Source organism: Streptomyces olivaceoviridis, from assembly GCF_014650115.1.
GTDB lineage: Bacteria > Actinomycetota > Actinomycetes > Streptomycetales > Streptomycetaceae > Streptomyces > Streptomyces olivaceoviridis.
In genome coordinates, this window is sequence record NZ_BMUI01000016.1 from 65530 (window position 1) to 89413 (window position 23884).

Here is a 23884-nt window from a genome sequence, read left to right on the forward strand (position 1 = left end):
GACGGTTGGCCGAACGTCGGGAGGAACGTTTCGAACGACAGTGACGGAACTCCGCCCCGGCTCGCTCTTCCCTGTGTGACAGCCCAAGTGACGACTCATGTGACAGCTCAGGCGGCCGACCCGTCCCCGGCGGCACGGCAGGAGACCAGGCCGAGTGCCGCGGCCAAGCCCGTGCGGTGGGCGGCGGACGCGGTGGCGACCATGCGCGAGGGCGCGCGGGTGCGGCTCGACTACTCGGCCCAGAGCCTGTGGCGGGTGGACCGGATGATCGAGGAGATACGGCGCGAGGGGCCGCCGTACGAGGCCGTCGAGGGCGCGCTGCGCGGCTTCGGCGCCTACGCCGGCGAGGTGATCGTGCGGCAGACCGGCGCCGAGTGGTGGGCGACCGGCGGCGAGCACTGGCTGCGCACCCCCGACGGCCGGATGTGGGACCCCCTCGACGAGGCCCGCCGCTGCTACGGCGGCCACGGCTCGCTGCGGCTGCTGTGCCGGGACGCGACCGCCCCCGGCTGACCGGTCCGGCCCGGCTGTGACACTTCCGTCGGGGCCGACGCTGATGATCGTGAAGGGCGGGGACACGGCCGGAGCGTGTCGCACCGTGAGGCAAGCGCCACGCAGTGGCCAGGAACTCGGCACGAACGAGGACGGTCTTGGGCCAGGGAGGGGAACCCCGCCGCCCGCAGCCGCGGGACGGGGAGCTGGGCGCGGCCGTCGCGCGGGCCCAGGACGGCGACGAGACCGCGTTCGCGGTGGCCTACCGGATCGTGCAGCCCGGCCTGCTGGGCTACCTGCGGGGGCTGGTCGGCGAGGACGCGGAGGACGTCGCCTCCGAGGCCTGGCTGGAGATCGCGCGCGACCTCGGCCGGTTCCGGGGCGACGGCGCGGGCTTCCGCGGCTGGACCGCGACCATCGCCCGGCACCGCGCGCTGGACCATCTGCGCCGGCAGCGGGTACGGCCCCGGGCGGCGCTGCTGGAGCAGGACGCCCTGGAGCTGCCCGGCCGGCACAGCACCCACGACCAGGCCCTGGAGTCGCTCTCCACCGCACGCGCGCTGGAACTGGTCCGCGCGCTGCCCCGGGACCAGGCCGAGGCGGTGCTGCTGCGGGTGGTCGTCGGCCTCGACGGCCCGGCCGCGGCCCGAGTCCTCGGCAAACGCCCCGGCGCCGTCCGCACGGCCGCGTACCGGGGCCTGCGGCGCCTGGCCCGCCAACTGGGCACGGACGGTGCGAGGGACACGGATACGCCGCCGCGGGGTGAGCCGGGGTGAACGCGCCGGCGGGTGTGGGACGTATCCATAGCGGCGGGCGTCGGCTCCGCGGACGTTGCCGGCAGCGGCGCCGGGGGCGGGGACGTGGCCGTCGGGGTCGTGGCCGCAGGGTCGTTGGGGCCTTGGCCCCGGGTGTTCGGGTGGGGCTTCGGCGGAGTGCGAGGTCCGGGGCGGGTGCGTATGGCCTTCGCTCCCCGGACGCGTTCGCGGCTCGGCTCCGGGGCGTTCGGGGGCTGGGCTTCCGGCGCCCGCGGGGCCTTGGGGGCGGGGACTCACAGGCCGGGGGTGGAGGGTGGCTCCGGGCCGGGGCCGTCATGGCCGGTGGTCGTGGGGCGTACGGCCTGGTGGTCCGTCGCTTCGGGCGCGGGGCTGTCGCGTTCGGTGCCAGGGGCGCGGAGTTGTGATGGTCGGCAGGTGCGGGCGCGTGGCTGTGGTGGTCGGCAGGTGCGGGCGCCCGGGGTTCAGGCCAGTGGGTGCGGGTGGATCGGCGTACGGAGTTCCGGGTGGACCGGGTGAGGGCGGGAACGGGCATGGGTGAACGGCACAGCGGCGGCGGGCTGACCGGTCGTCGGCGTGCGCACCCCGGCGGTACCGTCGCCACGCCGGACCCGGCCGACGCCTCCGGGCTGGAGGCACGGCTCGCCGCCGCGCTGCGCGCCGACGGCGTCGACGCCGAGGCCGAGCGCAGCGCCGTCGCCGCCTTCCGGGCCGCGCGCGACGCGGGAGCGCACGACGCCCGGACCCGCGCCCGGGACGACTGGCGGCCCGGGCGGCCGGCACCCGTCCGCCGCTCGCTGCGGACCACCCTCTCGGTCGCGCTGGCGAGCCTCACGCTGGGCGGAGTCGCCGTCGCGGCCATCGGCTCCGCCGGCTCCGGCACGCACGCCGACGACCGGAGCCGATCGCCACGGTCCACGCGGCCGGCGGCGAGCACTCCGCCCGTCTCGGCCGCCGCCACGGCAGCCGGGCCCTCGGACACCGCGCCCGCGGACCGCCCCGACCGGCCGGCCACCGCCCGGGACACCCTCGCCCACTGCCGTGCCTACGCCAGCGCCGGGGACCGCGGCGGTGCCCTGGAGGCGACGGCCTGGCAGCGGCTCGTCACGGCGGCGGGGGGACCGGAGAAGGTCGCCGCCTACTGCGCCGCCCGGCTGGAGCGGAAGCAGGGCGGGAAAGCCGACGACGCAAGCACGTCCGGCAACTCCGGCAACTCCGGTAACTCCGGCAACTCCGGTAACTCAAGCAACAATGGCAACACCGGGAACGGGGAGGGCAAGGGCGGCGGCAGCCAGGGGAACGCGGGCGCGGGCAACGCGGCCGAAGGGAACTCGGCCGGCGGCGAGGCGGCCGGCGGTGACTCCTCCGGCGGCAAGCCCCAGGCATCCCGTCGGTGATCAGTTCCGGAGAGGCGGGCCGCGCTGCACGGAGTGGTCGGCGTGGCGTCGGACAGCCGAGCCGCCGGGGCCGGAGCGCTGGAACCGAGGCAACGGCCGGGGCCGCCACCCCCCACAGGAGAGGCCCCGGCCGTCGCGCGGACGGGCCGCGCGCGGCCCGTACTCCCTTCAGCGCCGTGGGTGCGGTTTCTGTCACACCTCGCCACAGCGCGGCCACATCGCGACCTCGTCCCGACCTCACGCTGCGCACATCCGGACCCGGTCACGAGTTAGTTGCATCTTCTACAGACATGGACGGCAGCGGGTTCACGCCGTAACGTGCCTTTCGCGCCGACCGAAGACAGGCGTAAAGGGAGTACGGTGCTGGGGGACGACGCGGAGCTGACCACCGCGGTGCGTGCGGCACAGGACGGGGACGAGACCGCGTTCCGTACGGTGTACCGCGCGGTGCAGCCGCGCCTGCTCGGATACGTCCGCACCCTGGTGGGCGACCTCGACGCCGAGGACGTCGCGTCCGAGGCATGGCTCCAGATCGCCCGTGACCTGCACCGCTTCAGCGGTGACGCCGACCGGTTCCGCGGCTGGGCCGCCCGGATCGCCCGCAACCGCGCCCTGGACCACATACGCATGCGGGGCCGGCGCCCCGCCATAGGCGGCGACGAGACCGAGCTGACCGGCCGCGCCGCCGAGTCCGACACGGCCGGCGAGGCCATCGAGGCCCTGGCCACCGACAGCACCCTCTCCCTGATCGCCCGGCTCCCGCAGGACCAGGCCGAGGCGGTCGTCCTGCGCGTGGTCGTGGGCCTGGACGCCAAGACCGCCGCCGAGACCCTCGGCAAGCGCGCGGGCGCCGTCCGTACCGCCGCGCACCGCGGTCTGAAGCGCCTCGCGGAGCTGATCGGCGCCGATCCGGAATCGGCGGGCGGACTGGACGCGCTCCCGCTGCCAAGAGAACCGCGCCGAGGCGCGGTGACGTCCGCAACTGTGACGCATACGCGTGCGCGGACGCAGAAGGACATGTGATGGCCGACGAGCAGTACACGTGGCTGAACCGTGAGACGGCGGAACGCCTGCTGCGCGGTGAGTCACTGGAAGCCGTCGACCCCTCCGCCCGTGACCAGGCCGAACGTCTCTCCCGGGCGCTCGGCGCGCTGTCCGCGGAGGCGGCTTCCGCCCCCGGTGAGCTCCCCGGCGAGCAGGCGGCCCTGGCCGCGTTCCGCAAGGCCCGCGAGGCCGCCGAGGCGGAGCGCACCGCCGCCGCGCACGCCCCCACCGCCCCCCGCACCCCGGCACGCGGCGCCGACGCCGGCCTGGTCCGCATCGGTGCCCCGGCCCGTACCGGAACCCGCACCCGGCGCCCCCGCTGGGCCCGCCCGGTACGCCTGGCCCTCGCCGCGGCGGTGGCCGCGGGCACGCTCGGCGGGGTCGCCGTGGCCGCCGGCACCGGAGTGCTGCCCACGCCGTTCGGTGACGATCACCCCCGCCCCGCCACCTCCGTCTCCCCCGACACGACCACCGGACAGCCGCTCACCTCACCGTCCGCACCGGGCGGCGGGACGGGCACCGGCGCACCGGACGGCGGTACGCGGGGGCATCGCGGCGGCACCGATGACGAGGCCGCGGGGACGGGCGACGGCACCGGTGCCCCCTCCGCGACGTCCGGCACCGGGTGGCTGGGCGCCACCGCGGCCTGCCGTGCGCTGCGGGACGGCAAGGACCTGGACGCCGGCCGCCGGCGCGCGCTGGAACACCTGGCGGGCGGCCCCGGCCGGGTGACCACGTACTGCAAGGTGCTGCTGGGCACCGGCGACTCCGCCTCCGGCGGCACGGGCGGCGTGAACAGCGGCGGCAGCGGCGATAAGACCACCGGCCAGGGCTCGGGCAACGGCAAGGGCGGGGGCAAGGACAACGGCAAGGACAACGGCAAGGGCGGCGAAGACGGCCCCGCCGACCCGGACGGCGGCAAGGGCAGCGGCAAAGCCGGGGGCAACGGCAACGGCAGCGGCGGAGACAACGGCAAGGGCAACCGCAACGGCGGCGGCAACGGCAAGGGCGGAGACGAGGACGGCGGAGAAGGCAACGGCAAGGGCGGCGGTCGGCAGCACGGTGGCGCCGACCCCGCTCCCTCGGCCTTCGCGCCCGCGCACCGCGGCACACCCGGCAACGGCTCCACGACCCCGTCACCGACTCCGACGTACACCGCGCTCTGATCGTCATAACCCCACCTGACCTGCACTTTTGCGGTCACCGAAAGTTTTTCGGCGCGAGGTGTGACGTTTCTGGAGCCCGGGACGCAGTAATGAGTGAGCCGACTGGTCATCGGCCGTCGCACGGAGCCGGGGTTCCCCCCGTACCCGCGGCTCGTGCACCTGGCGCGGGCGGGACACGTTCCCCCGGTCCCGCCCGCGCCCCGCAACGCACAGCCCTCGGCAGGACGTCTCACCAGGACACGACGACCTTGTCGCCGATCCTCACCTGCGCGAAGAGCCGGGCGATCGCCGTCTCGTCCCGGACGTTGACGCATCCGTGGGAACCGCCCGCGTAGCCGCGCGCCGCGAAGTCGTACGAGTAGTGGACCGCCTGGCCACCGCTGAAGAACATCGCGTACGGCATCGGCGAGTGGTAGAGGGTGGACACATGGTGCCGTGACTTCCAGTAGACGGTGAACACCCCTTCGCGGGTCGGGGTGTACTGCGCGCCGAACCGCACCGCCATCGTGGACAGGGTCCGTCCGTCGACCATCCAGCGCAGGGTCCGGCTGGTCTTGCTGATGCACAGCACCCGCCCGGTCCTACAGCGCGGATCCGCCGCGGCGGCCGGCCGGGCAGCCCCCGGATACAGCTCCCCCCTGCCGGGCGGACGGGTCATCGCCACCAGCCGCTGCCAGGTGACGGCGTCCGTCGCGCCGGTCCGGGGCAGTCCGCGCTTGCCCTGGAAGCCCTTGACGGCCCGCTCGGTCGGGCCGTCGTACGACCCGGTCGGCCCCACGGCCAGCCAGGCCACCTGGCGCAGCCGCGCCTGGAGTTCCCGCACGGCCGGACCGTTGTCCCCGCGCGACCACAGCACCCGTGGCGCGGGCACGGCGGGAGTGACGCTCGGCGGGGCGGTCGGCGTGCCCGTCGGCGGGGTGGCCGGTGCCGTACGGGTGACGCCGGGCCCCGGACCGCTTCCGGCGGTGCCCGGCCCCGGACTGCTCCGGGTGGTGCCGGGACCTGGGCTGCCCGGCAGTTCCCCATGCACCGGCAGGCCCTGTTTCCCATCGGCGCCCGCCGGCTGCACGGTGCACCCGCAGAGCGCGGCGAGTGCGGCGGCCGAGGCGAGCAGAGCGGCAGGTCTCCCCGGGATCCTCATGCCCGGGATGCTTCCCCGCGTGACCGCCGCCGAACTAGGGGGCATGGTGAGGTGTACCCGTCCTACCGCGCGGAGGCAGCGATGGCACAGCAGTCGGCACGTCAGTCGGAGTCGGGCCTGCCCATCGAGCCGGTCTACGGGCCGTCCGGCCTGACCGGCTGGGACCCGGCCCGGAAACTGGGCGAACCGGGCGCGTACCCGTTCACCCGCGGGGTCTACCCGACCATGTACACCGGCCGGCCCTGGACCATGCGCCAGTACGCGGGCTTCGGCACGGCGGCGGAGTCCAACGCCCGCTACCGGCAGCTCATCGCCCACGGCACCACCGGCCTGTCCGTCGCCTTCGACCTGCCCACCCAGATGGGCCACGACTCCGACGCGCCCCTCGCGCACGGCGAGGTCGGCAAGGTGGGCGTGGCGATCGACTCCGTCGAGGACATGCGGGTGCTCTTCGACGGCATCCCGCTGGACCAGGTCTCGACGTCCATGACGATCAACGCGCCCGCCGCGCTGCTCCTGCTCCTGTACCAGCTGGTGGCGGAGGAACAGGGGGTGGCCGCGGACCGGCTGACGGGCACGATCCAGAACGACGTCCTGAAGGAGTACATCGCCCGGGGCACGTACATCTTCCCGCCGAAGCCGTCCCTGCGGCTGACCGCGGACATCTTCCGGTACTGCACCGCCGAGATCCCGAAGTGGAACACGATCTCGATCTCCGGCTACCACATGGCCGAGGCGGGCGCGTCCCCGGTGCAGGAGATCGCGTTCACCCTCGCCGACGGCATCGAGTACGTCCGTACGGCGGTGGCGGCCGGCATGGACGTGGACGACTTCGCCCCGCGCCTGTCGTTCTTCTTCGTGGCCCGTACGACGCTGCTGGAGGAGGTCGCCAAGTTCCGCGCGGCGCGCAGGATCTGGGCGCGGGTGATGAGGGAGGAGTTCGGCGCGCGGAACCCCAAGTCGCTGATGCTGCGCTTCCACACCCAGACGGCGGGGGTCCAGCTGACGGCCCAGCAGCCGGAGGTGAACCTGGTCCGGGTCACCGTCCAGGCCCTGGCGGCGGTCCTCGGCGGCACGCAGTCCCTGCACACCAACTCCTTCGACGAGGCCATCGCGCTGCCGACGGACAAGAGCGCGCGGCTGGCCCTGCGGACGCAGCAGGTGCTGGCGCACGAGACGGACGTCCCGGCGACGGTGGACCCGTTCGCCGGTTCCTACGCGGTCGAGCGGATGACGGACGACGTGGAGGAGGCGGCCGTCGACCTGATGCGCAGGGTGGAGGACCTGGGCGGGGCGGTCGCCGCGATCGAGCGGGGTTTCCAGAAGGCCGAGATCGAGCAGAACGCGTACCGCATCGCGCAGGAGACCGACTCCGGTGACCGGGTGGTGGTCGGGGTCAACCGCTTCCGGCTGGACGAGGAGGAACCGTACGAGCCGTTGCGGGTGGACCCGGCGATCGAGGCGCGCCAGGCCGGGCGCCTGGCCCGGCTGCGGGCCGAACGCGACCGGGCCGCGGTGACCACGGCACTGGACGCGCTGCGGAAGGCGGCGGAGGGCGAGGACAACGTCCTCTATCCGATGAAGGAGGCGCTGCGGGCGCGGGCGACGGTGGGGGAGGTCTGCGGCGCGCTCCGCGAGGTCTGGGGGAGCCACGTACCGAGTGACACCTTCTGAACCCCCGGGCGCCCTGCTGGACGCGGAGGACCGTGTGTCGTACCCGCGTGCGACACTCCCTCCATGTTCGGCGTCATCGACCTCCCCACTTATCTCGCGGGCCTGATCCTGATCGTGCTGCTGCCCGGCCCCAACTCCCTCTACGTCCTTTCCGTGGCCGCCCGCCGCGGGGTGCGGGCCGGCTACACGGCCGCGGCCGGTGTGTGGTGCGGGGACACCGTGCTGATGACGCTGTCCGCCGCCGGGGTCGCCTCGCTGCTCCAGGGGAACGCGCTGCTGTTCGGGATCGTGAAGTACGCCGGCGCCGGATATCTGAGCTGGCTTGCCATCGGCATGCTGCGGGCCGCCCGGCAGATGTGGCGGACCCGGCGGGAGCGGGCCGTCGAGGAGACCGCGCCCGCCCAGGGCCCCGGCGAGCGGCCCTTCCGCCGGGCCCTCGTCGTCAGCCTCATCAACCCCAAGGCGATCCTCTTCTTCGTCGCCTTCTTCGTGCAGTTCGTCGACCCGGGCTACGCCTATCCGGCCCTGTCCTTCGTCGTCCTCGGCGCCTTCGCCCAGCTGGCCAGTTTCCTGTACCTCAGCGCCCTGATATTCAGCGGCACGCGGCTCGCCGCGGCGTTCCGGCGGCGCAAGCGGCTGTCCGCGACGGCCACGTCGGCGGCCGGGGCGCTGTTCCTGGGGTTCGCGGTGAAGCTTTCGATCGCCAGCGCGTGATCGTTTCACCAGCCTGCGGCCCGGGACGGTCAGGTGTTGGTGCCGACGTGGAGGGTGCCGTCGGGGGTGGCGGTGGCGTAGGTGCCGAAGATGCCCGAGGCATCGTGCCCGTGATCGCCAGACGCGGAACTCCGCACGGAACCGGCCTGGGCACCTACCGGTGGGTGGTCGAGCGAACGATCGCCCGGCTCCACGGCTTCCGGCGGCCTTTCCGCTTGGCGACCTACACGGAGATTTCAGGTGTACGAGACCTTTTCAGCATTCCTTTCAGGCGTGGCCCGAACGGTTTCTCCACGAACCGGTGGATCAGCCACGCCAACGTCAGCATGCCCAGCACGGTCACGGCGAGCGTCGGCCACGGCGGCAGCCCGAGCCCCCGGTGCAGCACCCGGATGGCGAACCAGCCCAGGTGCTCGTGGACCAGGTAGAACGGGTACGTCAGCGCGCCTGCCGTGACGAGCCAGCGCCAGGAGGCCCACTGCGTCCAGCCCACCGCCACCGCGGCCACGGCGGCGAAGGCGAGGGTGACGACGGCGATGATGACGTACGGGCTGCGGTGGAAGTCGCCCTGCGCGCCGGCGTGCCACAGACTCTGCGTGGCGGTGCTCTGTCCCAGCAGCCAGGACACCGCGACGATGCCCCACAGCAGCAGGTCGCCGCCGAAGCGGTGGATCAGGTACAGGGCGAGGCCGCCGATGAAGAAGGGGGCGTACTCGGGCATGACCAGCTGGTCGGTGAGCGCGTTGCCGGAGGTGCGGCACACCACCGCCGCCAGCGTCCACACGCAGCAGAAGAGCACCACCCGGCGGTAGGTGACACCCCGCAGGACCACGAACAGGGCGAACAGGGCGTAGAAGCGGACCTCCACCCAGAGGGTCCAGCACACGCCGAGGACGCGGGTGGCGCCCATCGGCTGTTGCAGCATCGTCAGGTTGACCAGGAACTCGTCCGGCCGGACCGGGTGGACGACCACGGGCAGGGCCACGGCCGCCGCGGTGACCAGCACCAGGGCGACCCAGTAGGCGGGGTAGAGGCGGGCGACCCGGGAGCGGAAGAAGTCGCCGAGGGTGCGGCCCCAACTGCTCATGCAGATGACGAAACCGCTGATGACGAAGAAGAACTGCACGCCCAGGCAGCCGTAGGTGGCCAGCTGGGACAGGGTCGGGAAGACATGGGCCGGACTCTGGTGCCAGGACGCGGAGACCGCGCCGCCGCGTCCGGCGTAGTGGTAGAGGCAGACCATCAACGCGGCCAGCAGGCGCAGTCCGTCCAAGGCGTGCAGACGACTCTGGCGTGCATGGGCCGTTGCGCGGGCCGGGGGAGCGGGCACGGCGGCAAGGACGGAGGAGGAAACAGGCATGGTTCTCGGGACCCAACCCGACCGGCGTTAATCCTCTTTGTATTTCAAGTGAAGATTCACCTCCAAGGACGATCGTTACATCGCTACCTGGGCGAATCACAGGAACGACTTGAAAGGGCGGGCCCGACCCGGGCCCGCCCCGCCGCAAGGGTCGCTCAGCGCCGTACGGCCTTGCCCAGACTGCGCGCCTTGCGCGCCACCCGGCGGACCGTCGCGTTGCGCGGGAGGAACGACAGCTGGGACGGCACCCCGCCCGGCAGGGCCAGCGAGGTCAGCCGCTTGCGCTTGAAGTAGCGCAGCGTCCGCTCGTTCAGGTTCTTCGCCAGCCAGCCCTCGGTCTCCGCGCGGAGCCTCGGCAGGATCCTCGGCTGCATCGCGAAGCCCACCGCGCGCACCAGCGCGCCCAGCGTCTCCACGTCCATGCCCCGCCGCTGCTCGGTGACGGCCGCGTTGTCGGTCAGCTCGGGCAGCAGCGCGTCCACGATCGTGACCGGCACGCGGTTGCTGTTCTCGTACGGCGTCAGCCGCTCCAGCAGCAGGTCGGTGCCGACCCGGGCGACCGGGAGGCCGTACAGCGCGGACGCGGTGAGCAGGGCGGTGGAGAAACAGCCGACGACCAGCGCGGGACGCATCCGCTGGTACAGCACCTCCGCGAGCACCGGAGTGTCCAGCACGGTCAGCTCCACCTTCAGCCGTTCCGCCTCCTGTTCCAGGGAGCGGGTGAAGCGGGCCGGGGCCGACGGGTGCGACTTGAACACCACCGTGGTGTGGCCGAGCGCGGCTGCTCCCTTCAGCATCAGCACGTGCAGGTTCTCCTCCTGCTCGGCGGTGAGGATGTCCAGCGCGGACAGGTACTGGCCGAGCAGCAGCGCGGGCTCCTGGACGTCCGGCAACTCATCGCCGAGCGACGTCAGTTCGGCGAGGACCTTGGTGAAGGCGGCCGTCGGCAGGACCTCGCCTGGCACGCCGAACTCGGTGAGCAGCAGCGGCTTCAGACCCGGCACCAGGTCCAGGTGGAGGACCCGGTCCACGCGGGTGCCGACCAGCGGGTCGATCTTGTTGCGGGTGGGGCCGTAGCTCATCAGGCCGTCGGCGTAGACGGTGACCGGAGCGCCCGTGAAGATCTGCGCGAGCGCCAGTGACGGGTTGACCTGGATCGACTCGACGGCCAGCTCGACGTCGTCGGTGCCGAGCTGCCACTCGTGGCGCAAGTACCGTTCCCAGAGCGGCAGATCATCGCCGCGGGGCGCCCAGCCGCCCGGGTGGAACGGGAAGATCGCCTCGTTGTACGACACCACGTCGTCGAACCGGTCCCGCAGCCGCTCGAAGCCCGGCATCTCGTTCAGCGCCGGTGACGTCTCGGGCGTGGCCGCGTTGTTGCAGACCAGCAGGATCCGCCGGTCGGCCGGGCGGAAGCAGCCGGAGTCCAGGGCGGCGGCGAGTGTGGCCGTGCCGTACAGCGTCGACGCCTGGAAGATCTGGGTGGTCACGCGGCGGCTCCCGCGGGGGCGGGACGGCGGCGCAGCCGGCGCAGCCGGGTGGAGCGCTGGAGGTCCATGGAGTCCAGCGCCTCGTCCAGCACGTCCTGCGGCATGCGCCGCAGGGCGGCCGCACTCAGGGATTTCAGCTGCTTCGCCACCGCCGGCTCGAACCTTTCGATGGATCCCAGGTGATGGGAAATGATCGCGCAATAGGTGCGAACGGCCTTGGGCAGCAGGACGTCGGCCTCCCGATCCGCCGCCGTCTCCGCGATGACCTGATCGAACGCCCGGATGAAGTCCAGCTGCCGCACATCGCCGATCTGGGTGAGCGACGAGGCGACCCCACGCCGGTAGAACACACCGAGCAGGCTCACCGCGGCGAAGGACTCCGCCTCCCGGTGCAGCTTCCAGATCCACGGCCGGTCCTCGGCCGTGCGCAGCCCGTCGGTGAAGCGCAGCAGCCCCTTGTCCAGCAGCCGGCGGTGATAGATGCCCGCCCACGCGTACGCGTAGTCCACCGAGGTGGACCGGTCGGCGGGCAGTATCGCCTCCCGGGGGCTGAGCACCGTGTTCCGCCGGCCCACCGGCACCCGGTGCACGCTGCGCGCCCGGGCGGTGCACTGCACATGGTCGGTGCGCAGGAAGTCGCAGCCCAGCTCCTCGATGGCGGCGAGCAGCCGCGGGTAGTAGCCGGGGGCGAGCCAGTCGTCGCCGTCCAGGAAGGTCAGATACTGACCGCGCGCCCTGTCGATCCCGGTGTTGCGCGCGGTCGCCAGCCCTCCGTTCTGCTCGTGCCGGACCAGGACCGCGCCCGGCAGCTCGCGCTCCGCACGCGCGAGAATCTCTGGTGTCCCGTCGCGGGAGCAGTCGTCGACGAGAATGAATTCGAAGTCCTCACGCGCATTCGACTTCAGACTCCTGAGCGTGTCTGGCGCGTATTGCTGCACGTTGTAGAACGGCACGATGACGGAGAGCTTGACCACGTCAGGGACGTTAGGGCGCGGCCCGTCATTCGTCTTGACGGCCTGCTTGATGCCGGGTGAACGCCACGTGGCGAAGCTGTGAACCAGGCTGTTTCGCGCACCGCTCGCGGCCCGATTCGCCATTCGGCGATGTGCTGTTAACCGTTTGTTGCGTTCGGGTTGGGCGGAACCTCGGAATCGCTTCCTAGCGTCTTCGACGTGCCAGCAAGTGCTACGAAGTCCCTGCGGGTCGCCGTCCTCGCGGACTCCGACACCCGGTGGAAGTGGGGCGCGCTCACCGCGCAACGCCTCACTCCCGCGGCTGCCGAGGTCCGGCTCGACGGCTACCTCCTGCGAGGACGCGCCACCCCCACCGCCCGCCAGCTGAAGGAAGTCGGCGTCCAGGCCGACTCCCTGCGCGAGGTCACCGGCGTCGAGTTCCTGCGCGCGATGAGCGAGGTCCCCGGCGACCGGTACGACGTCCTCGTGCTCGCCCTGGTCGGCGGAGGTGTGCAGGCGATGCTGCACGGACTGCGCGCCGCCTGGGGCTCCGGGAAGCGCCCCGTGGTCGTCACCGGCTACGTCGGCGTCGTCTACGAGAAGCTCACCGACGGGCTGCTGCTGCGGCACGGCGCGGACCTCGTCCTCGCCAACTCCCGCCACGACGCGGACCGGTTCCGGGCCGTGTACGAGGGCGTCGGCGCCGACGCCTCCTCGGTCACCGAGGTCGCGCTGCCCTTCCTCGGCGGCGAGCCCTACACCGGTGAACACGACCCCTACACCGTGGTGTTCGCGGCCCAGCCGTCCGTGCCGGACAACCGCCGGGACCGTACCTACCTGCTGAACCGCCTCATCGAGCACGCCCGGAAGCACCCCGGGCGCGAGGTGCTGCTCAAGCTGCGCTCCAAGCCCGGCGAGCACACCACCCACATCGAGGAGCTGCCGTACCAGAAGCTGGTCCAGGACCAGGACCCGCCGGCCAACTTCCGCCTGGTGTACGGGCACATGGGCGAGGTGCTGGACCGCACCGACCTGCTGGTCACGGTCAGCTCCACGGCCGCCCTGGAGGCCCTGCACCGCCGGGTCCCGACGGCCGTCCTCACCGACCTCGGGGTCCGCGAGGTGCTCGGCAACCACCACTTCACCGGTTCCGGCTGCCTCGCCTCCTGGGACCAGCTCGACGCCGGGCACCGGCCCGTGCCGGACGAGGCGTGGGTGGCCCGGCAGGGAGTCGCGGCCGACGGAAGCTACGCCACGGCGTTCGACGGCGCCCGCGAGCGCATCGCCCAGCTCCTGGACCGGCCGGGCGGGCTGCCGCCCCTCACGCCCTACTACACGTCCGAGACCGCGCCCGGCTACCTGCCCGGCATCCTCGCCCGCCACCACCTCGGCCCCGACGGCGTACCGCTGCCCGGAGCGCCCGCCGCCGACAAGGCGCCCGGCGCCGTCCGGCAGATCGTGCGCCGGGCCGCGCGCGGCGCCTACCGGCACGGCGTCCAGCGGGTCGCCCCCGTGATCCGGCGGATGGGCGAGCTGTGACCTCACCCCAAGGAGTAGACCCCATGTCCAACCCGGCAGCGGGCCCAGGCGCTTCGATCCGCCGGGTGCTCGCGGTGATCCCCGCGCGCGGCGGCTCCAAGGGCGTGCCCGCGAAGAACCTCGCCCCGGTGGGCGGTGTCCCGCTGGTGTCCCGCGCGGTGCGCGAGTGCCGGGCGAGCCGGCTGGTGACCGACGTCGTCGTCTCCACCGACGACCAGGCCATCGCCGCCGCCGCCCGGGAGGCCGGCGCCGAGGTCGTCCTGCGGCCCGCCGCCATCGCCGGGGACACCGCCACCTCCGAGGCCGCGGTCCTGCACGCCATGGACACTCACGAGACGCTGCACGGCGCCCCCGTCGACGTGGTCCTGCTCGTGCAGTGCACCAGCCCGTTCCTCGTCCGCGAGGACATCGACGGTGTCGCCGCCGCGGTCGCCGAGAACGGCGCCGACACCGCCGTCACCGTGGCCCCCTTCCACGGCTTCGTCTGGCGCGAGGCCGACGAGCCCACCGAGGGCGGTCGTGGCGTCAACCACGACAAGTCCTACCGCCCGCGCCGCCAGGACCGCCCCCAGGACTTCCTGGAGACCGGCGCCGCCTACGCGATGGACGCGGCCGGCTTCCGCGAGCACCACCACCGCTTCTTCGGCCACACCGAGCTGGTCCGCACCGACCCGGCCCGGGTGCTGGAGATCGACGACCCGCACGACCTCGCGCGGGCCCGGGCCCTCGCGCCCCTCTTCGACGCGGATCGCCCCGGTTCGCTGCCGACCGCCGACGACGTGGACGCGGTCGTACTCGACTTCGACGGCACCCAGACCGACGACCGGGTGCTGATCGACTCCGACGGACGGGAGTTCGTCGCCGTGCACCGCGGCGACGGCCTCGGCATCGCGGCCCTCCGCAGGAGCGGCCTGAAGCTGCTGATCCTGTCCACGGAACAGAACCCGGTCGTCGCCGCCCGCGCACGCAAGCTGCGGATCCCCGTGCTGCACGGCATCGACCGGAAAGACCTCGCGCTGAAGCAGTGGTGCGAGGAGCAGGGCATCGCGCCGGAGCGCGTGCTCTACGTCGGCAACGACGTCAACGACCTGCCGTGCTTCGCCCTCGTGGGCTGGCCCGTGGCGGTCGCGAGCGCTCACGACGTCGTACGCGGCGCCGCACGCGCGGTCACCACCGTCCCCGGCGGTGACGGCGCGATCCGAGAGATCGCCAGCTGGATCCTCGGCCCCTCTCTCGACTCCCTCCCCAAGTAAGGACACCCCCTGATGAGCACCAACTCCCGTCTGCGTACCTTCGGTTCGCGCGAGGTCGGCCCCGGCAAGCCCGTCTACATCTGCGGCGAGATCGGCATCAACCACAACGGTGAGCTGGAGAACGCCTTCAAGCTGATCGACGTGGCCGCCGAGGCCGGCTGCGACGCCGTCAAGTTCCAGAAGCGCACCCCCGAGATCTGCACCCCGCGCGACCAGTGGGACATCGAGCGCGACACCCCCTGGGGCCGGATGACCTACATCGACTACCGCCACCGGGTGGAGTTCGGCGAGGACGAGTACCGCCAGATCGACGAGTACTGCAAGGAGAAGGGGATCGACTGGTTCGCCTCCCCGTGGGACACCGAGGCCGTCGCCTTCCTGGAGAAGTTCGACGTCCCCGCCCACAAGGTGGCCTCCGCCTCCCTGACGGACGACGAGCTGCTGCGCGCCCTGCGCGCCACCGGCCGCTCCGTCATCCTCTCCACGGGCATGTCCACCCCGCGCCAGATCCGCCACGCGGTGGAGGTCCTGGGCTCGGACAACATCCTCCTGTGCCACGCCACCTCCACCTACCCGGCCAAGGCCGAGGAGCTGAACCTCCGCGTGATCAACACGCTGGAGAAGGAGTACCCGAACGTCCCGATCGGCTACTCCGGCCACGAGACGGGCCTCCAGACCACGCTGGCGGCGGTCGCGCTGGGCGCCACGTTCGTCGAGCGCCACATCACCCTGGACCGCGCGATGTGGGGCTCCGACCAGGCCGCCTCGGTCGAGCCGCAGGGCCTTCAGCGCCTCGTCCGCGACATCCGCACCATCGAGGCCTCCCTCGGCGACGGCGTCAAGAAGGTCTACGACTCCGAGCTGGGCCCGATGAAGAAGCTGCGCCGCGTCACCGGCGTCGTCGCCGAGGCGGACATCGCCGCGGCGGCGGGCGAGCCGGTCTCGGTGTGAATCCAGGTCACTTACGACGGGACGGTCGTACGCCGATGAGCCCCCGCGCCGGTCAGGCCGGCCACCCCGCCCGCACGCTCGCCTTCGTGGAGAGCCCGGTACAGCTGCTGAACGTACTGGAGTGGGCACACCTGCACGGCCTGCACGACCCCGGCCCTTCCGGCCCGGCCGAGCCGTCCGGCCCCGGCCGGGCGGAGCCGGGGGTGCTGTCCGGTGCCGGCGGCGCGGAGTCGGCTGTGCCGTCCGGCGCCGACGGCGCGGGGGCGGCCCCGGCCCCCGTGCCGACGCCGGCCCTGCCCACGCAGCCCGGCCCGGCGCACATCGGCCCCGCATACGCCGGCCAGGCGTCCGCCGTGCCCGCGCAGGGCCGGCGGTTGCCGGCCGTGGCGGTGCCGGCCGGCGCGGCGGCGGGCGGTGCGGCGGCGGGCGGTGCGGAGCTCACCGTCGTCGTGCTGTCCCCGACCGACCCCATGACCCGGGGCCAGCTGCGCCGCATGGCGGACCTGGCCCGGGACGAGGGGTACCGGGTGCGCTGGGAAGAGGCGCGGGGCGGTACGACCGCGCCCTTCCACACCATCGGCGGCCTGGCCGGTTCCCTGCGCCGGGCCGACCGGATCGTCATGGGAGACCCCTTCTCCCGCTACGTACAACTGCTGCTGACCATCACCCGCGCCCGCGACCTCGTGGTCGTGGACGACGGCACGGCGACGATGGAGTTCGTCGCCCAGCTGGCCCGCGGTGAACGTCTGGTCCGCTGGCACCGCAAGGGTGGCCGGCCCGGCGCCCGCGACCTGCTCTTCGCGCCGGTCTCCTCCTCCGCCCGGCGCCGCCTCACCCCGAGCGACCGCCGGCGCGTCGAGGTCTTCTCCTCCATGCCGGTGACCGAGATCCCGGACGGCGTGACCGTCACCGCCAACGACTTCGCCTGGACGCGCGCCCGCTTCGGACCCCCGCGCATCACCCAGAGCGCCGACCTGGTCGGCACCTCCTTGGTGGAGACGGGGGTCGTGGACGGCGACCGCTATCTGGAGGCCGTCCGGAACCTGGCCAAGGCCCACGGCGCCACCCGCTACTTCGCCCACCGCCGCGAGAGCGTCGAGAAACTGCACCGCCTGGCCGCCGAGACGGGCCTGGAGATAGTCCGCCCGGACCTCCCGCTGGAGCTGATCGCCCGCCGCGGCCCGATCGGCCGGACGATCCTCAGCTTCCCCTCCACCGTCGTCCACACCCTGCCGCTGGCCCTGGCCGGCACAGGCGTGCGCGTGGCGGTCTGCGACATCGACCCGACCTGGCTCACCGACACCGCCTCCCCACGCGCCCAGGGCTTCCTCTCCGGCGTGACCGGCACCGCCCGGGACGTCCACCGGCTGGCGGCGGTGAGCCCGGCCTAGCCGTGGCTCGTGGGGGCTGTTGACCATATGCCTGAGTACGGATACTCAGGCAGCCCCCGGCACCGCGCCCGTAAGCTCCGTCACCGAGGCGGCACCAGATCGTCACGGCACCACCACGCCGCCGCAGGACAGGGGGAGGGAGCGCGGATGGCGTGGGACGAGTGGGAGCAGTTGAAGGCGCAGGCCGCGACCCGTGGCTCCGCACGGATGCGGCTGAACCACGTTCCGATGGATCCGGGTGGCGGCGGCACCGTGGCCGGTGACCTGAAGTCGGACAAGAAGGTCTGGGCCAAGGCCGGCGAGGACACCAAGGGAATGCGGGACGACATCGGCAAGGCCCTGGGCAAGCTGGACGGCGGGCAGTCGGGGCTGGGGGACACGTCGGGCGTGCAGTCGGCGGCGGCGCAGCAGGAGCTGTACGAGTCCTGGAAGAAGTACGTCGGGGACGTGAAGGGCCGCTGCGGGGAACTGGGCGGGCTCATGGAGCGCTCCGGGCACGACCTCGCGCTGTCCGACGCCGAGGTGAAGACGGAGCTGGACAAGATCAGGGGGAAGTACCACGACACCGAGGCCGTCGGCGGCGACGCGAAGGGCCGGTGACGGGGATTCATGGACATCGCGACGTTAAAGGCCCTGAAACCCTCCGAGTACCAGGAGGCGGCCGACGGGTACCGGGCCACGAGCGAGATGGCGGGCACCGCCAAGGACACGGTGGAGAACCGCATCTCGGCCGGTATCCGCAACCAGCTGAAGGGCGAGACGGCCGAGGCGGCCCTGCGGGAGCTGAAGGAGCTCGGCAAGAACTTCCACTACGTCCAGACCGAGTGCGCCCTGGCCAGTACCGCGCTGAACTCGTTCGCGTACGACATGGCGGCGGCCAAGCGGAAGCTGGAGGCGGCCCTGGCGGACGCCGAGGCGGCGGGCTGCAAGGTGGGTGCGGACGGCTCGGTCACCTTCCCGGCCGGCGGCACGGAGGTCGACGGCAAGGTGCCCGAGGGCGGGACCGTGTCGCCCTCGACCAGCTTGACGGATCCGACGGCCAACGCGATCGAGCAGCAGGCCGTCCACCAGCACCCGAACCCGAACTTCGGCAAGGCCATCGGCTTCGCGAACCGGATCGGGGACGCGCTTGAGGAGGCCGCGGCAGCGGACGCCAAGTGGGCGCCGAAGCTGCGCGCGCTGAAGGCCGACGACGACCTGGTGGTGTCCGACCGGGACTGGTCCGACGCCAAGTCCGACCAGGACGGGGTGGGCGAGGCCGGCAAGAAGTACCTCGACTCCCTGCCCCAGCCGCCCAGGGACGGCAGCCCGAAGGACAACGCGGCCTGGTGGAGCGGGCTCAGCGACGAGGAGCGCGCGACCTGGCTCTCCCTCCGCCCGGACACCGTGGGCACACTCGACGGTCTCCCCTCCACTGCCCGCGACGAGGCCAACCGTGTCGTGTTCGACGAGACCCGGGCCCGCTACCAGCTGGAGCTGGACTCCATCCCGAAGCCGCCGGTCAACGAGTGGACGTTCATCGCCACCAACGGCTGGGCGTCCAAGGTCCACACCGACGAATGGATGGACTGGTACAAGCAGCACGGCGAACGCTACGACCACCTCACCAAGTCGCTCCACGGCATGCAGAGCATCCAGGCTCGCTTCGACGCCACCGGTACGGCCACCGACAAGGACCACAGGGGCCTGCCTGAGGCGTACCTGCTGGGGTTCAGCCCGGAGGGCAACGGCCGGGCGATCATCGCCAACGGCAACCCGGACACGGCCCGACACCAGGCCGTCTATGTGCCGGGTACTACGTCCAACCTCAGCAACATCACCGGCAACGTAGACCGGATGACCGCCACCTGGCGCGTGGCTACCGACGAGGCCGACGGACAGCCCGTCTCCACGATCACCTGGCTCGGCTACGACGCCCCGCAGGACATCGTGAAGGACTCGCCGTTTCGGCACTATGCGGACGACGGCGCACCGGCCTTCAACCGCTTCCTCGACGGGCTGGAAGCCTCGCACACCGGCGAGACCCCGCCACACCGCACCGTGATCGGACACTCGTACGGCACCACCCTTGTCGGCTCGGCCGCCGACCACGGCACGCTGAACGCCGACGACGTAGTCACCGTGGGCAGTCCCGGTGTCACGGTGCCCAAGGCGGAGCAGCTCGACGTGCCCAAGGGCCACGTCTGGAACGAGGAGGCCGATGGGGACGTCGTACCCGACATCGGCCGCTTCGGCCACGGCGGCAGCGACTGGGACGGCCCCTGGACCGTGCCCAGCGACGAGCGGTTCGGGGCGAATCAGATGACCACGGACACGAAGGGTCACAGCGGGTACTGGGACGAGGGCTCCGACAGCCTGCTCAACCAGGCCCTGGTCGTCGCGGGGCACGGGGAGGACGTGACACTGAAGGAACCGACCCCGACCTGGAAGTACACCCGTTAGGCAGAGCGAGGCCCGTCGATCTTGAAGAACCGTACGAGCGCTGCCGCGCTCCTCCTGTCCACCGTCCTCACCACTCTCACAGGATGCAGCATGAGCTCCAGTACGGAATCCGACGACGTCCCGTCCGCCGGCACCAGCACGTCACGTGACGCGGCCGCGCGGGCCCAGCAGCTGTCCAGTCGGCTGCGCGACCTGATCGACGTCGAGGGAAAGGCCTCCGACGGCAGCCCCGGAGTCCAGGGGTGCGCGGGCAAGGACCGGGACACGTACTTCCGGATCTTCCACAAGTGGAGCTTCTACCCCGCCTCGGCGGCCGATCTCGGTGTCGCGATGGAGAACCTCAAGGAGGGGCTGCCGAAGCAGGGCTGGAAGATCGTCCAGTACGGCCCCGACACCAGTGCGAACAGGAACGTCGTTCTGATCGCCGACAACGACGAGGAGCGGGCCGGCGTGCACATCGCCCAGATGGAGAAGAGGAACCCCCCGAAGCTGAGCCTGACCGTCGTCTCCGGCTGCTACCAGGTCCCCGACGGCCAGGAGGTCGAGCACTTCTAGCCGCCCGCCCCGCCTCACCCCCGGCGGGCCGGCACGAACCCCCCGTGGGCGGGTCTCCTCCGCGGTCGGCTCCCGCAGGACCGTCGCGACCAGGTCCAGACCCGCCCCCGTCAGGGCCTCGGCGACCTGCTCCGGCGTACGCCAGTAGTAGTCGAGGTCGATGTCGTGGCCGAACCGCTCGGTCAGGTGCAGCCGGCCGGGCTCGGGGCCGGACTGGAAGCCGAGCAGGGCGTGCCCGCCGGGGGCCAGGGTGCGGCGGAACTCCGCGCAGGCGGTCGGCAGCTCCTCGTCCGGCAGGTGGATGGTCGAGTACAGGGCGAGGACGCCGCCCAGGGTGGCGTCGGGCAGGTCCAGTGCGGTCATCGAACCGACGTGGAAGCGCAGGGCGGGGTACGCCGCACGGGCCAGTGCCACCATGGCGGGGGAGAGGTCGACCCCGAACACCGGCACCCCCTGCTCGTGCAGCAGCGCGGTGATGTGCCCGGGCCCGCTGCCCAGGTCGGCGACGGGGGCGGAGCCGTGCACCGTGACCAGCTCGGCGAAGGCCCTGATCAGGGTGCGGTCCAGCGGGTGGAGGCCCCCCGGAGGGAAGCGGGCGCCGTAGTCCTCGGCGATCGTGTCGTAGGAGGTACGGGTCGTCCGGAGGAAGTCCGCGGTCGGGTCGCTCACGTCGGCGGACCCTACCGGGAGGGCACCGCGGCGGGGGTCCGGTTCGTGGACATCGCGCGCGTGACCCCCGCGAGGCGTGGTATCCGTGGAAGAGGAAACAGAGGTTTTACCCATCAGAGTTCACCGCCATGCGTCCGCCGGTCAGATTTTATTCCCCTAACGGGCTGAACTTTTGTTGAACGAGGGGTAGTTGACCAGCCGGGCGTCCTACCCTTCAGAGGGTGAAGCAATTGATGTCCCTAGAGTCCCAGGCCGGCCTCCCGGGGGATGTGCTCCCCGGCGTGCTGAGCGAGTCCCTGCACGCCGAACTCGTCGCCTTCCGGCGCGACTTGCACATGCACCCGGAGCTGGGCAACCAGGAGTTCCGTACGACCGCCGCGATCAAGGAGCGGCTGGAGCAGGCCGGGCTCAAGCCCCGTGTCCTGAGCACGGGCACGGGACTCGTCTGTGACATCGGTCTCGCGGAGGGTGAGCACCCGTCCGTACCCCTGCTGGCCCTGCGCGCCGACATCGACGGCCTGCCCATTCCGGACACGAAGAGCGACTGCCCGTACCGGTCCACCGTGCCCGACCGGGCGCACGCGTGCGGTCACGACGTGCACACCTCCGTCGTCCTCGGCGCCGGGCTGGTCCTCGCCGACCTGCACGCCAAGGGCCTGCTGCCCCGGCCGGTGCGGCTGCTCTTCCAGCCCGCCGAGGAGGTGCTGCCCGGCGGCGCCCTGGGCGCCATCGAGGACGGCGCGCTGACCGGCGTCGGCCGCCTCCTCGCCGTGCACTGCGACCCCAAGGTGGAGGCCGGGAAGGTCGGGCTGCGGCACGGACCGATCACCAGCGCCTGCGACCGTCTGGAGATCGCGCTCGACGGCCCCGGCGGGCACACCGCCCGCCCCCACCTGACCACCGACCTGGTCACGGCCGCCGCCCGGGTCGCCGTCGACGTCCCCGCGCTGATCGCCCGCCGGGTCGACACCCGCGTCGGTCTCGCCCTCACCTGGGGCCGCATCGAGTCCGGCCACGCCCCGAACGTGATCCCGCAGCACGCCGAGCTGTCCGGGACCGTGCGCTGCCTGGACCTGGACGCCTGGCGGCAGGCCCCCGACATCGTGCACGCGGCGATCGACGAGGTCGCCACCCTGCACCGGGCCAAGTCCGAGATCACCTATGTGCGCGGGGTGCCGCCGGTGGTCAACGACCGGGAGTCGACCGAGCTGCTGCGCCGGGCCATGGTCGCCCGGCGCGGCATGAAGTCCGTGGAGAGCACCGAGCAGAGCCTCGGCGGCGAGGACTTCTCCTGGTACCTGGAGCACGTCCCGGGCGCCATGGCCCGGCTCGGGGTGCGCCGGCCCGGCGAGCGCACGGTGCGCGATCTCCACCAGGGCGATTTCGACGCGGACGAGTACGCGATCACGGTGGGTGTCGAGATGTTCACCGCCGCCGCGTTCCTGGACGTCAACGGCTCGCAGAGCTGAGCGGGCGGCCCCCGGCGAGCCCCTTCGCGGGCCGGCCGGGGGCCGATTTCCCGCCCGGCGCAACACGGATGCAAGCCAATCGTGCACTGTCCGCAACACTGGCGTGAGAGGACCAAGACACCGAGTTCAGGCAGTGTTTGCCTCGAATCGATAACGGCTTCCCGAGAGGGTTTTTTGCGACATCTACGCGCGTTACGATGCCGCGAAGCCGACGCCGCCGGGGCGTTTCGGCCGGAGCACCGACACGGTGCTCACATCAAGCGCCGCCAAGGCGCTCAGGTCAGGTGAAGGAGCCTTCCCGTGCGCCGGGTAGCCAAGCTTTCCGCTGCGTGTATCGCCTCCGCAGCACTCGCACTGACTGCCACTGCCTGTGGCAGTACCTCCTCCGACAACGACTCCGGCTCGCCCGCCTCGGGTGACGGCAAGGGCGTCAAGGTCGGTATCGCCTTCGACGTCGGCGGCCGTGGCGACCGCTCGTTCAACGACTCCGCCGCACGCGGTGCCGACAAGGCGAAGAAGGAGTTCGGCGGCGACATCAAGGAGCTGACCGCGAAGACCTCGGACACCGAGGCCGACCGCGAGCAGCGCCTGTCGGACCTGGCGGACGCGGGCTACAACCCCATCGTCGGTGTGGGCTACGCCTACGCCGCCTCGATGACCAAGGTCGCCGCGAAGTACCCGAAGACCACCTTCGGCATCGTCGACTCGGTGGTCAACGGCAAGAACGTCGACAGCATCACCTTCACCGAGGAGCAGGGCTCCTACCTGGCCGGTGTCGCCGCCGCGCTGAAGACCAAGACCAAGCACGTCGGCTTCATCGGCGGCGTCGACGTCCCGCTGATCAAGAAGTTCGAGGCGGGTTACGTCCAGGGCGTCAAGGACACCGACCCGAAGATCAAGATCGACACGCAGTACCTGTCCCACGGCTCGGACACCTCCGGCTTCGCCAGCCCCGACAAGGGCAAGGAGGCCGCGCAGGGCATGCTCGACAACGGCGCGGACGTCATCTACTCGGCGGCCGGCTCCTCCGGCAACGGCGCCATCGAGGCCGTGGCCGGCAAGAAGGGCGCCTGGGCCATCGGCGTGGACTCGGACCAGTACGGCATCCCGGGTCTGGCCAAGTACAAGAACTCGATCCTGACCTCGGTCGTCAAGAACGTCGACGTCGGTGTCTACGACCTGGTCAAGTCCGTCCACGACGGCAAGCCGCTGACCGGCACCAACACCTACTCGCTCGCCAAGGACGGCGTCTCGCTGTCCACCAGCGGTGGCTTCATCGACGACATCAAGGCCAAGCTGGACGCGGCGCAGAAGAAGATCGTCGACGGCTCGATCAAGGTCAAGACCACCCCGTGACCTGACGGGTCCCGTCGGACCCCGGCTCGGCGGGGGCGCCCTTGGGAGCTCCCCC

The 23884-nt window shown here is 72.2% G+C and carries 20 protein-coding genes and 1 pseudogene; 16 read left to right on the forward strand and 5 right to left on the reverse strand.

All coding sequences use genetic code 11. The features are described 5' to 3' along the window. Positions 1-99: 99 nt before the first annotated feature. The 5 genes from IE273_RS26995 (at position 100) to IE273_RS27015 (ending at position 4872) form a co-directional block, all read left to right on the forward strand. Positions 100-513, forward strand: coding sequence for a hypothetical protein (locus IE273_RS26995; protein ID WP_229887586.1), 414 nt, complete (start codon positions 100-102; stop codon positions 511-513). Positions 514-650: 137 nt separating this feature from the next. After that, on the forward strand, positions 651-1268 hold the full coding sequence (locus tag IE273_RS27000; protein ID WP_189817779.1) for an RNA polymerase sigma factor: 618 nt from the start codon (positions 651-653) through the stop codon (positions 1266-1268). Between the two features lie 530 nt (positions 1269-1798). Beyond that, entirely contained in the window at positions 1799-2662 is an 864-nt protein-coding gene (locus IE273_RS27005; protein WP_189817780.1) for a hypothetical protein, read from the forward strand. Positions 2663-3022: 360 nt separating this feature from the next. Continuing rightward, positions 3023-3685, forward strand: a complete 663-nt coding sequence (locus tag IE273_RS27010; RefSeq protein ID WP_189817781.1) for an RNA polymerase sigma factor — start codon at positions 3023-3025, stop codon at positions 3683-3685. After that, a complete protein-coding gene (locus tag IE273_RS27015) occupies positions 3685-4872 on the forward strand; it encodes a hypothetical protein (RefSeq protein WP_189817782.1) in 1188 nt (395 codons plus the stop codon). The genes IE273_RS27010 and IE273_RS27015 overlap by 1 nt, the downstream gene beginning before the upstream one ends. 229 nt (positions 4873-5101) lie before the next feature. On the opposite strand, the gene IE273_RS27020 is transcribed toward IE273_RS27015, so the two are convergent. Then, positions 5102-6013: a L,D-transpeptidase family protein gene (locus tag IE273_RS27020; protein WP_189817783.1), complete on the reverse strand. Its 912-nt coding sequence runs from the start codon at positions 6011-6013 to the stop codon at positions 5102-5104. Between the two features lie 81 nt (positions 6014-6094). Here IE273_RS27020 and IE273_RS27025 point away from each other — a divergent pair, with 81 nt between their 5' ends. From IE273_RS27025 to IE273_RS27035, 3 genes and pseudogenes are all read left to right on the forward strand, one after another. Beyond that, a complete protein-coding gene (locus IE273_RS27025; RefSeq protein ID WP_189817784.1) occupies positions 6095-7687 on the forward strand; it encodes an acyl-CoA mutase large subunit family protein in 1593 nt (530 codons plus the stop codon). Between the two features lie 63 nt (positions 7688-7750). Then, entirely contained in the window at positions 7751-8401 is a 651-nt protein-coding gene (gene leuE / locus IE273_RS27030) for a leucine efflux protein LeuE (RefSeq protein WP_189817785.1), read from the forward strand. Positions 8402-8496: 95 nt separating this feature from the next. Next, positions 8497-8607 (forward strand): annotated as a pseudogene (locus tag IE273_RS27035) (IS5/IS1182 family transposase); the annotation flags it as partial. 17 nt (positions 8608-8624) lie between these two features. Here the strand turns inward: IE273_RS27035 and IE273_RS27040 are convergent. The 3 genes from IE273_RS27040 to IE273_RS27050 all read right to left on the reverse strand — a co-directional run bounded on the left by IE273_RS27040 (position 8625) and on the right by IE273_RS27050 (position 12225). Beyond that, on the reverse strand, positions 8625-9674 hold the full coding sequence (locus IE273_RS27040; protein ID WP_189817786.1) for an acyltransferase family protein: 1050 nt from the start codon (positions 9672-9674) through the stop codon (positions 8625-8627). A gap of 242 nt (positions 9675-9916) precedes the next feature. Continuing rightward, positions 9917-11251 carry a polysialyltransferase family glycosyltransferase gene (locus IE273_RS27045; protein WP_189817787.1) on the reverse strand — a complete coding sequence of 445 codons (1335 nt, stop codon included), beginning with the start codon at positions 11249-11251 and terminating at the stop codon, positions 9917-9919. Further along, positions 11248-12225, reverse strand: a complete 978-nt coding sequence (locus tag IE273_RS27050) for a glycosyltransferase family 2 protein (RefSeq protein WP_189817788.1) — start codon at positions 12223-12225, stop codon at positions 11248-11250. Before IE273_RS27050 ends, IE273_RS27045 begins: the two co-directional genes overlap by 4 nt. A 198-nt stretch (positions 12226-12423) precedes the next feature. On the opposite strand from IE273_RS27050, the gene IE273_RS27055 reads away from it, so the two are divergent. The 6 genes from IE273_RS27055 to IE273_RS27080 all read left to right on the forward strand — a co-directional run bounded on the left by IE273_RS27055 (position 12424) and on the right by IE273_RS27080 (position 19780). After that, positions 12424-13743, forward strand: coding sequence for a DUF6716 putative glycosyltransferase (locus IE273_RS27055; RefSeq protein ID WP_189817789.1), 1320 nt, complete (start codon positions 12424-12426; stop codon positions 13741-13743). A gap of 23 nt (positions 13744-13766) precedes the next feature. Further along, positions 13767-14996: an N-acylneuraminate cytidylyltransferase gene (locus IE273_RS27060; RefSeq protein ID WP_189817790.1), complete on the forward strand. Its 1230-nt coding sequence runs from the start codon at positions 13767-13769 to the stop codon at positions 14994-14996. A gap of 12 nt (positions 14997-15008) precedes the next feature. Then, complete coding sequence (locus IE273_RS27065) at positions 15009-15947, forward strand: N-acetylneuraminate synthase family protein (RefSeq protein WP_189817791.1); 939 nt, start codon at positions 15009-15011, stop codon at positions 15945-15947. Positions 15948-15982: 35 nt separating this feature from the next. After that, on the forward strand, positions 15983-17338 hold the full coding sequence (locus tag IE273_RS27070; RefSeq protein ID WP_189817792.1) for a hypothetical protein: 1356 nt from the start codon (positions 15983-15985) through the stop codon (positions 17336-17338). A 147-nt stretch (positions 17339-17485) separates the two neighbouring features. After that, on the forward strand, positions 17486-17938 hold the full coding sequence (locus IE273_RS27075; RefSeq protein ID WP_189817793.1) for a hypothetical protein: 453 nt from the start codon (positions 17486-17488) through the stop codon (positions 17936-17938). A gap of 9 nt (positions 17939-17947) precedes the next feature. Continuing rightward, the gene (locus IE273_RS27080; protein ID WP_189817794.1) at positions 17948-19780 is read left to right on the forward strand and encodes an alpha/beta hydrolase; all 1833 of its coding nucleotides are present in this window, start codon (positions 17948-17950) and stop codon (positions 19778-19780) included. Positions 19781-19921: 141 nt separating this feature from the next. Here IE273_RS27080 and IE273_RS45255 read toward each other — a convergent pair whose 3' ends face one another. Then, positions 19922-21004 (reverse strand): class I SAM-dependent methyltransferase, encoded by a 1083-nt coding sequence (locus IE273_RS45255; RefSeq protein ID WP_373309402.1) that lies wholly within the window; start codon positions 21002-21004, stop codon positions 19922-19924. Between the two features lie 233 nt (positions 21005-21237). On the opposite strand from IE273_RS45255, the gene IE273_RS27090 reads away from it, so the two are divergent. Both IE273_RS27090 and IE273_RS27095 read left to right on the forward strand, forming a co-directional pair. Continuing rightward, a complete protein-coding gene (locus tag IE273_RS27090; RefSeq protein WP_189817795.1) occupies positions 21238-22473 on the forward strand; it encodes an amidohydrolase in 1236 nt (411 codons plus the stop codon). 300 nt (positions 22474-22773) lie between these two features. Continuing rightward, complete coding sequence (locus IE273_RS27095) at positions 22774-23829, forward strand: BMP family lipoprotein (protein ID WP_189817796.1); 1056 nt, start codon at positions 22774-22776, stop codon at positions 23827-23829. Positions 23830-23884: the final 55 nt, after the last annotated feature.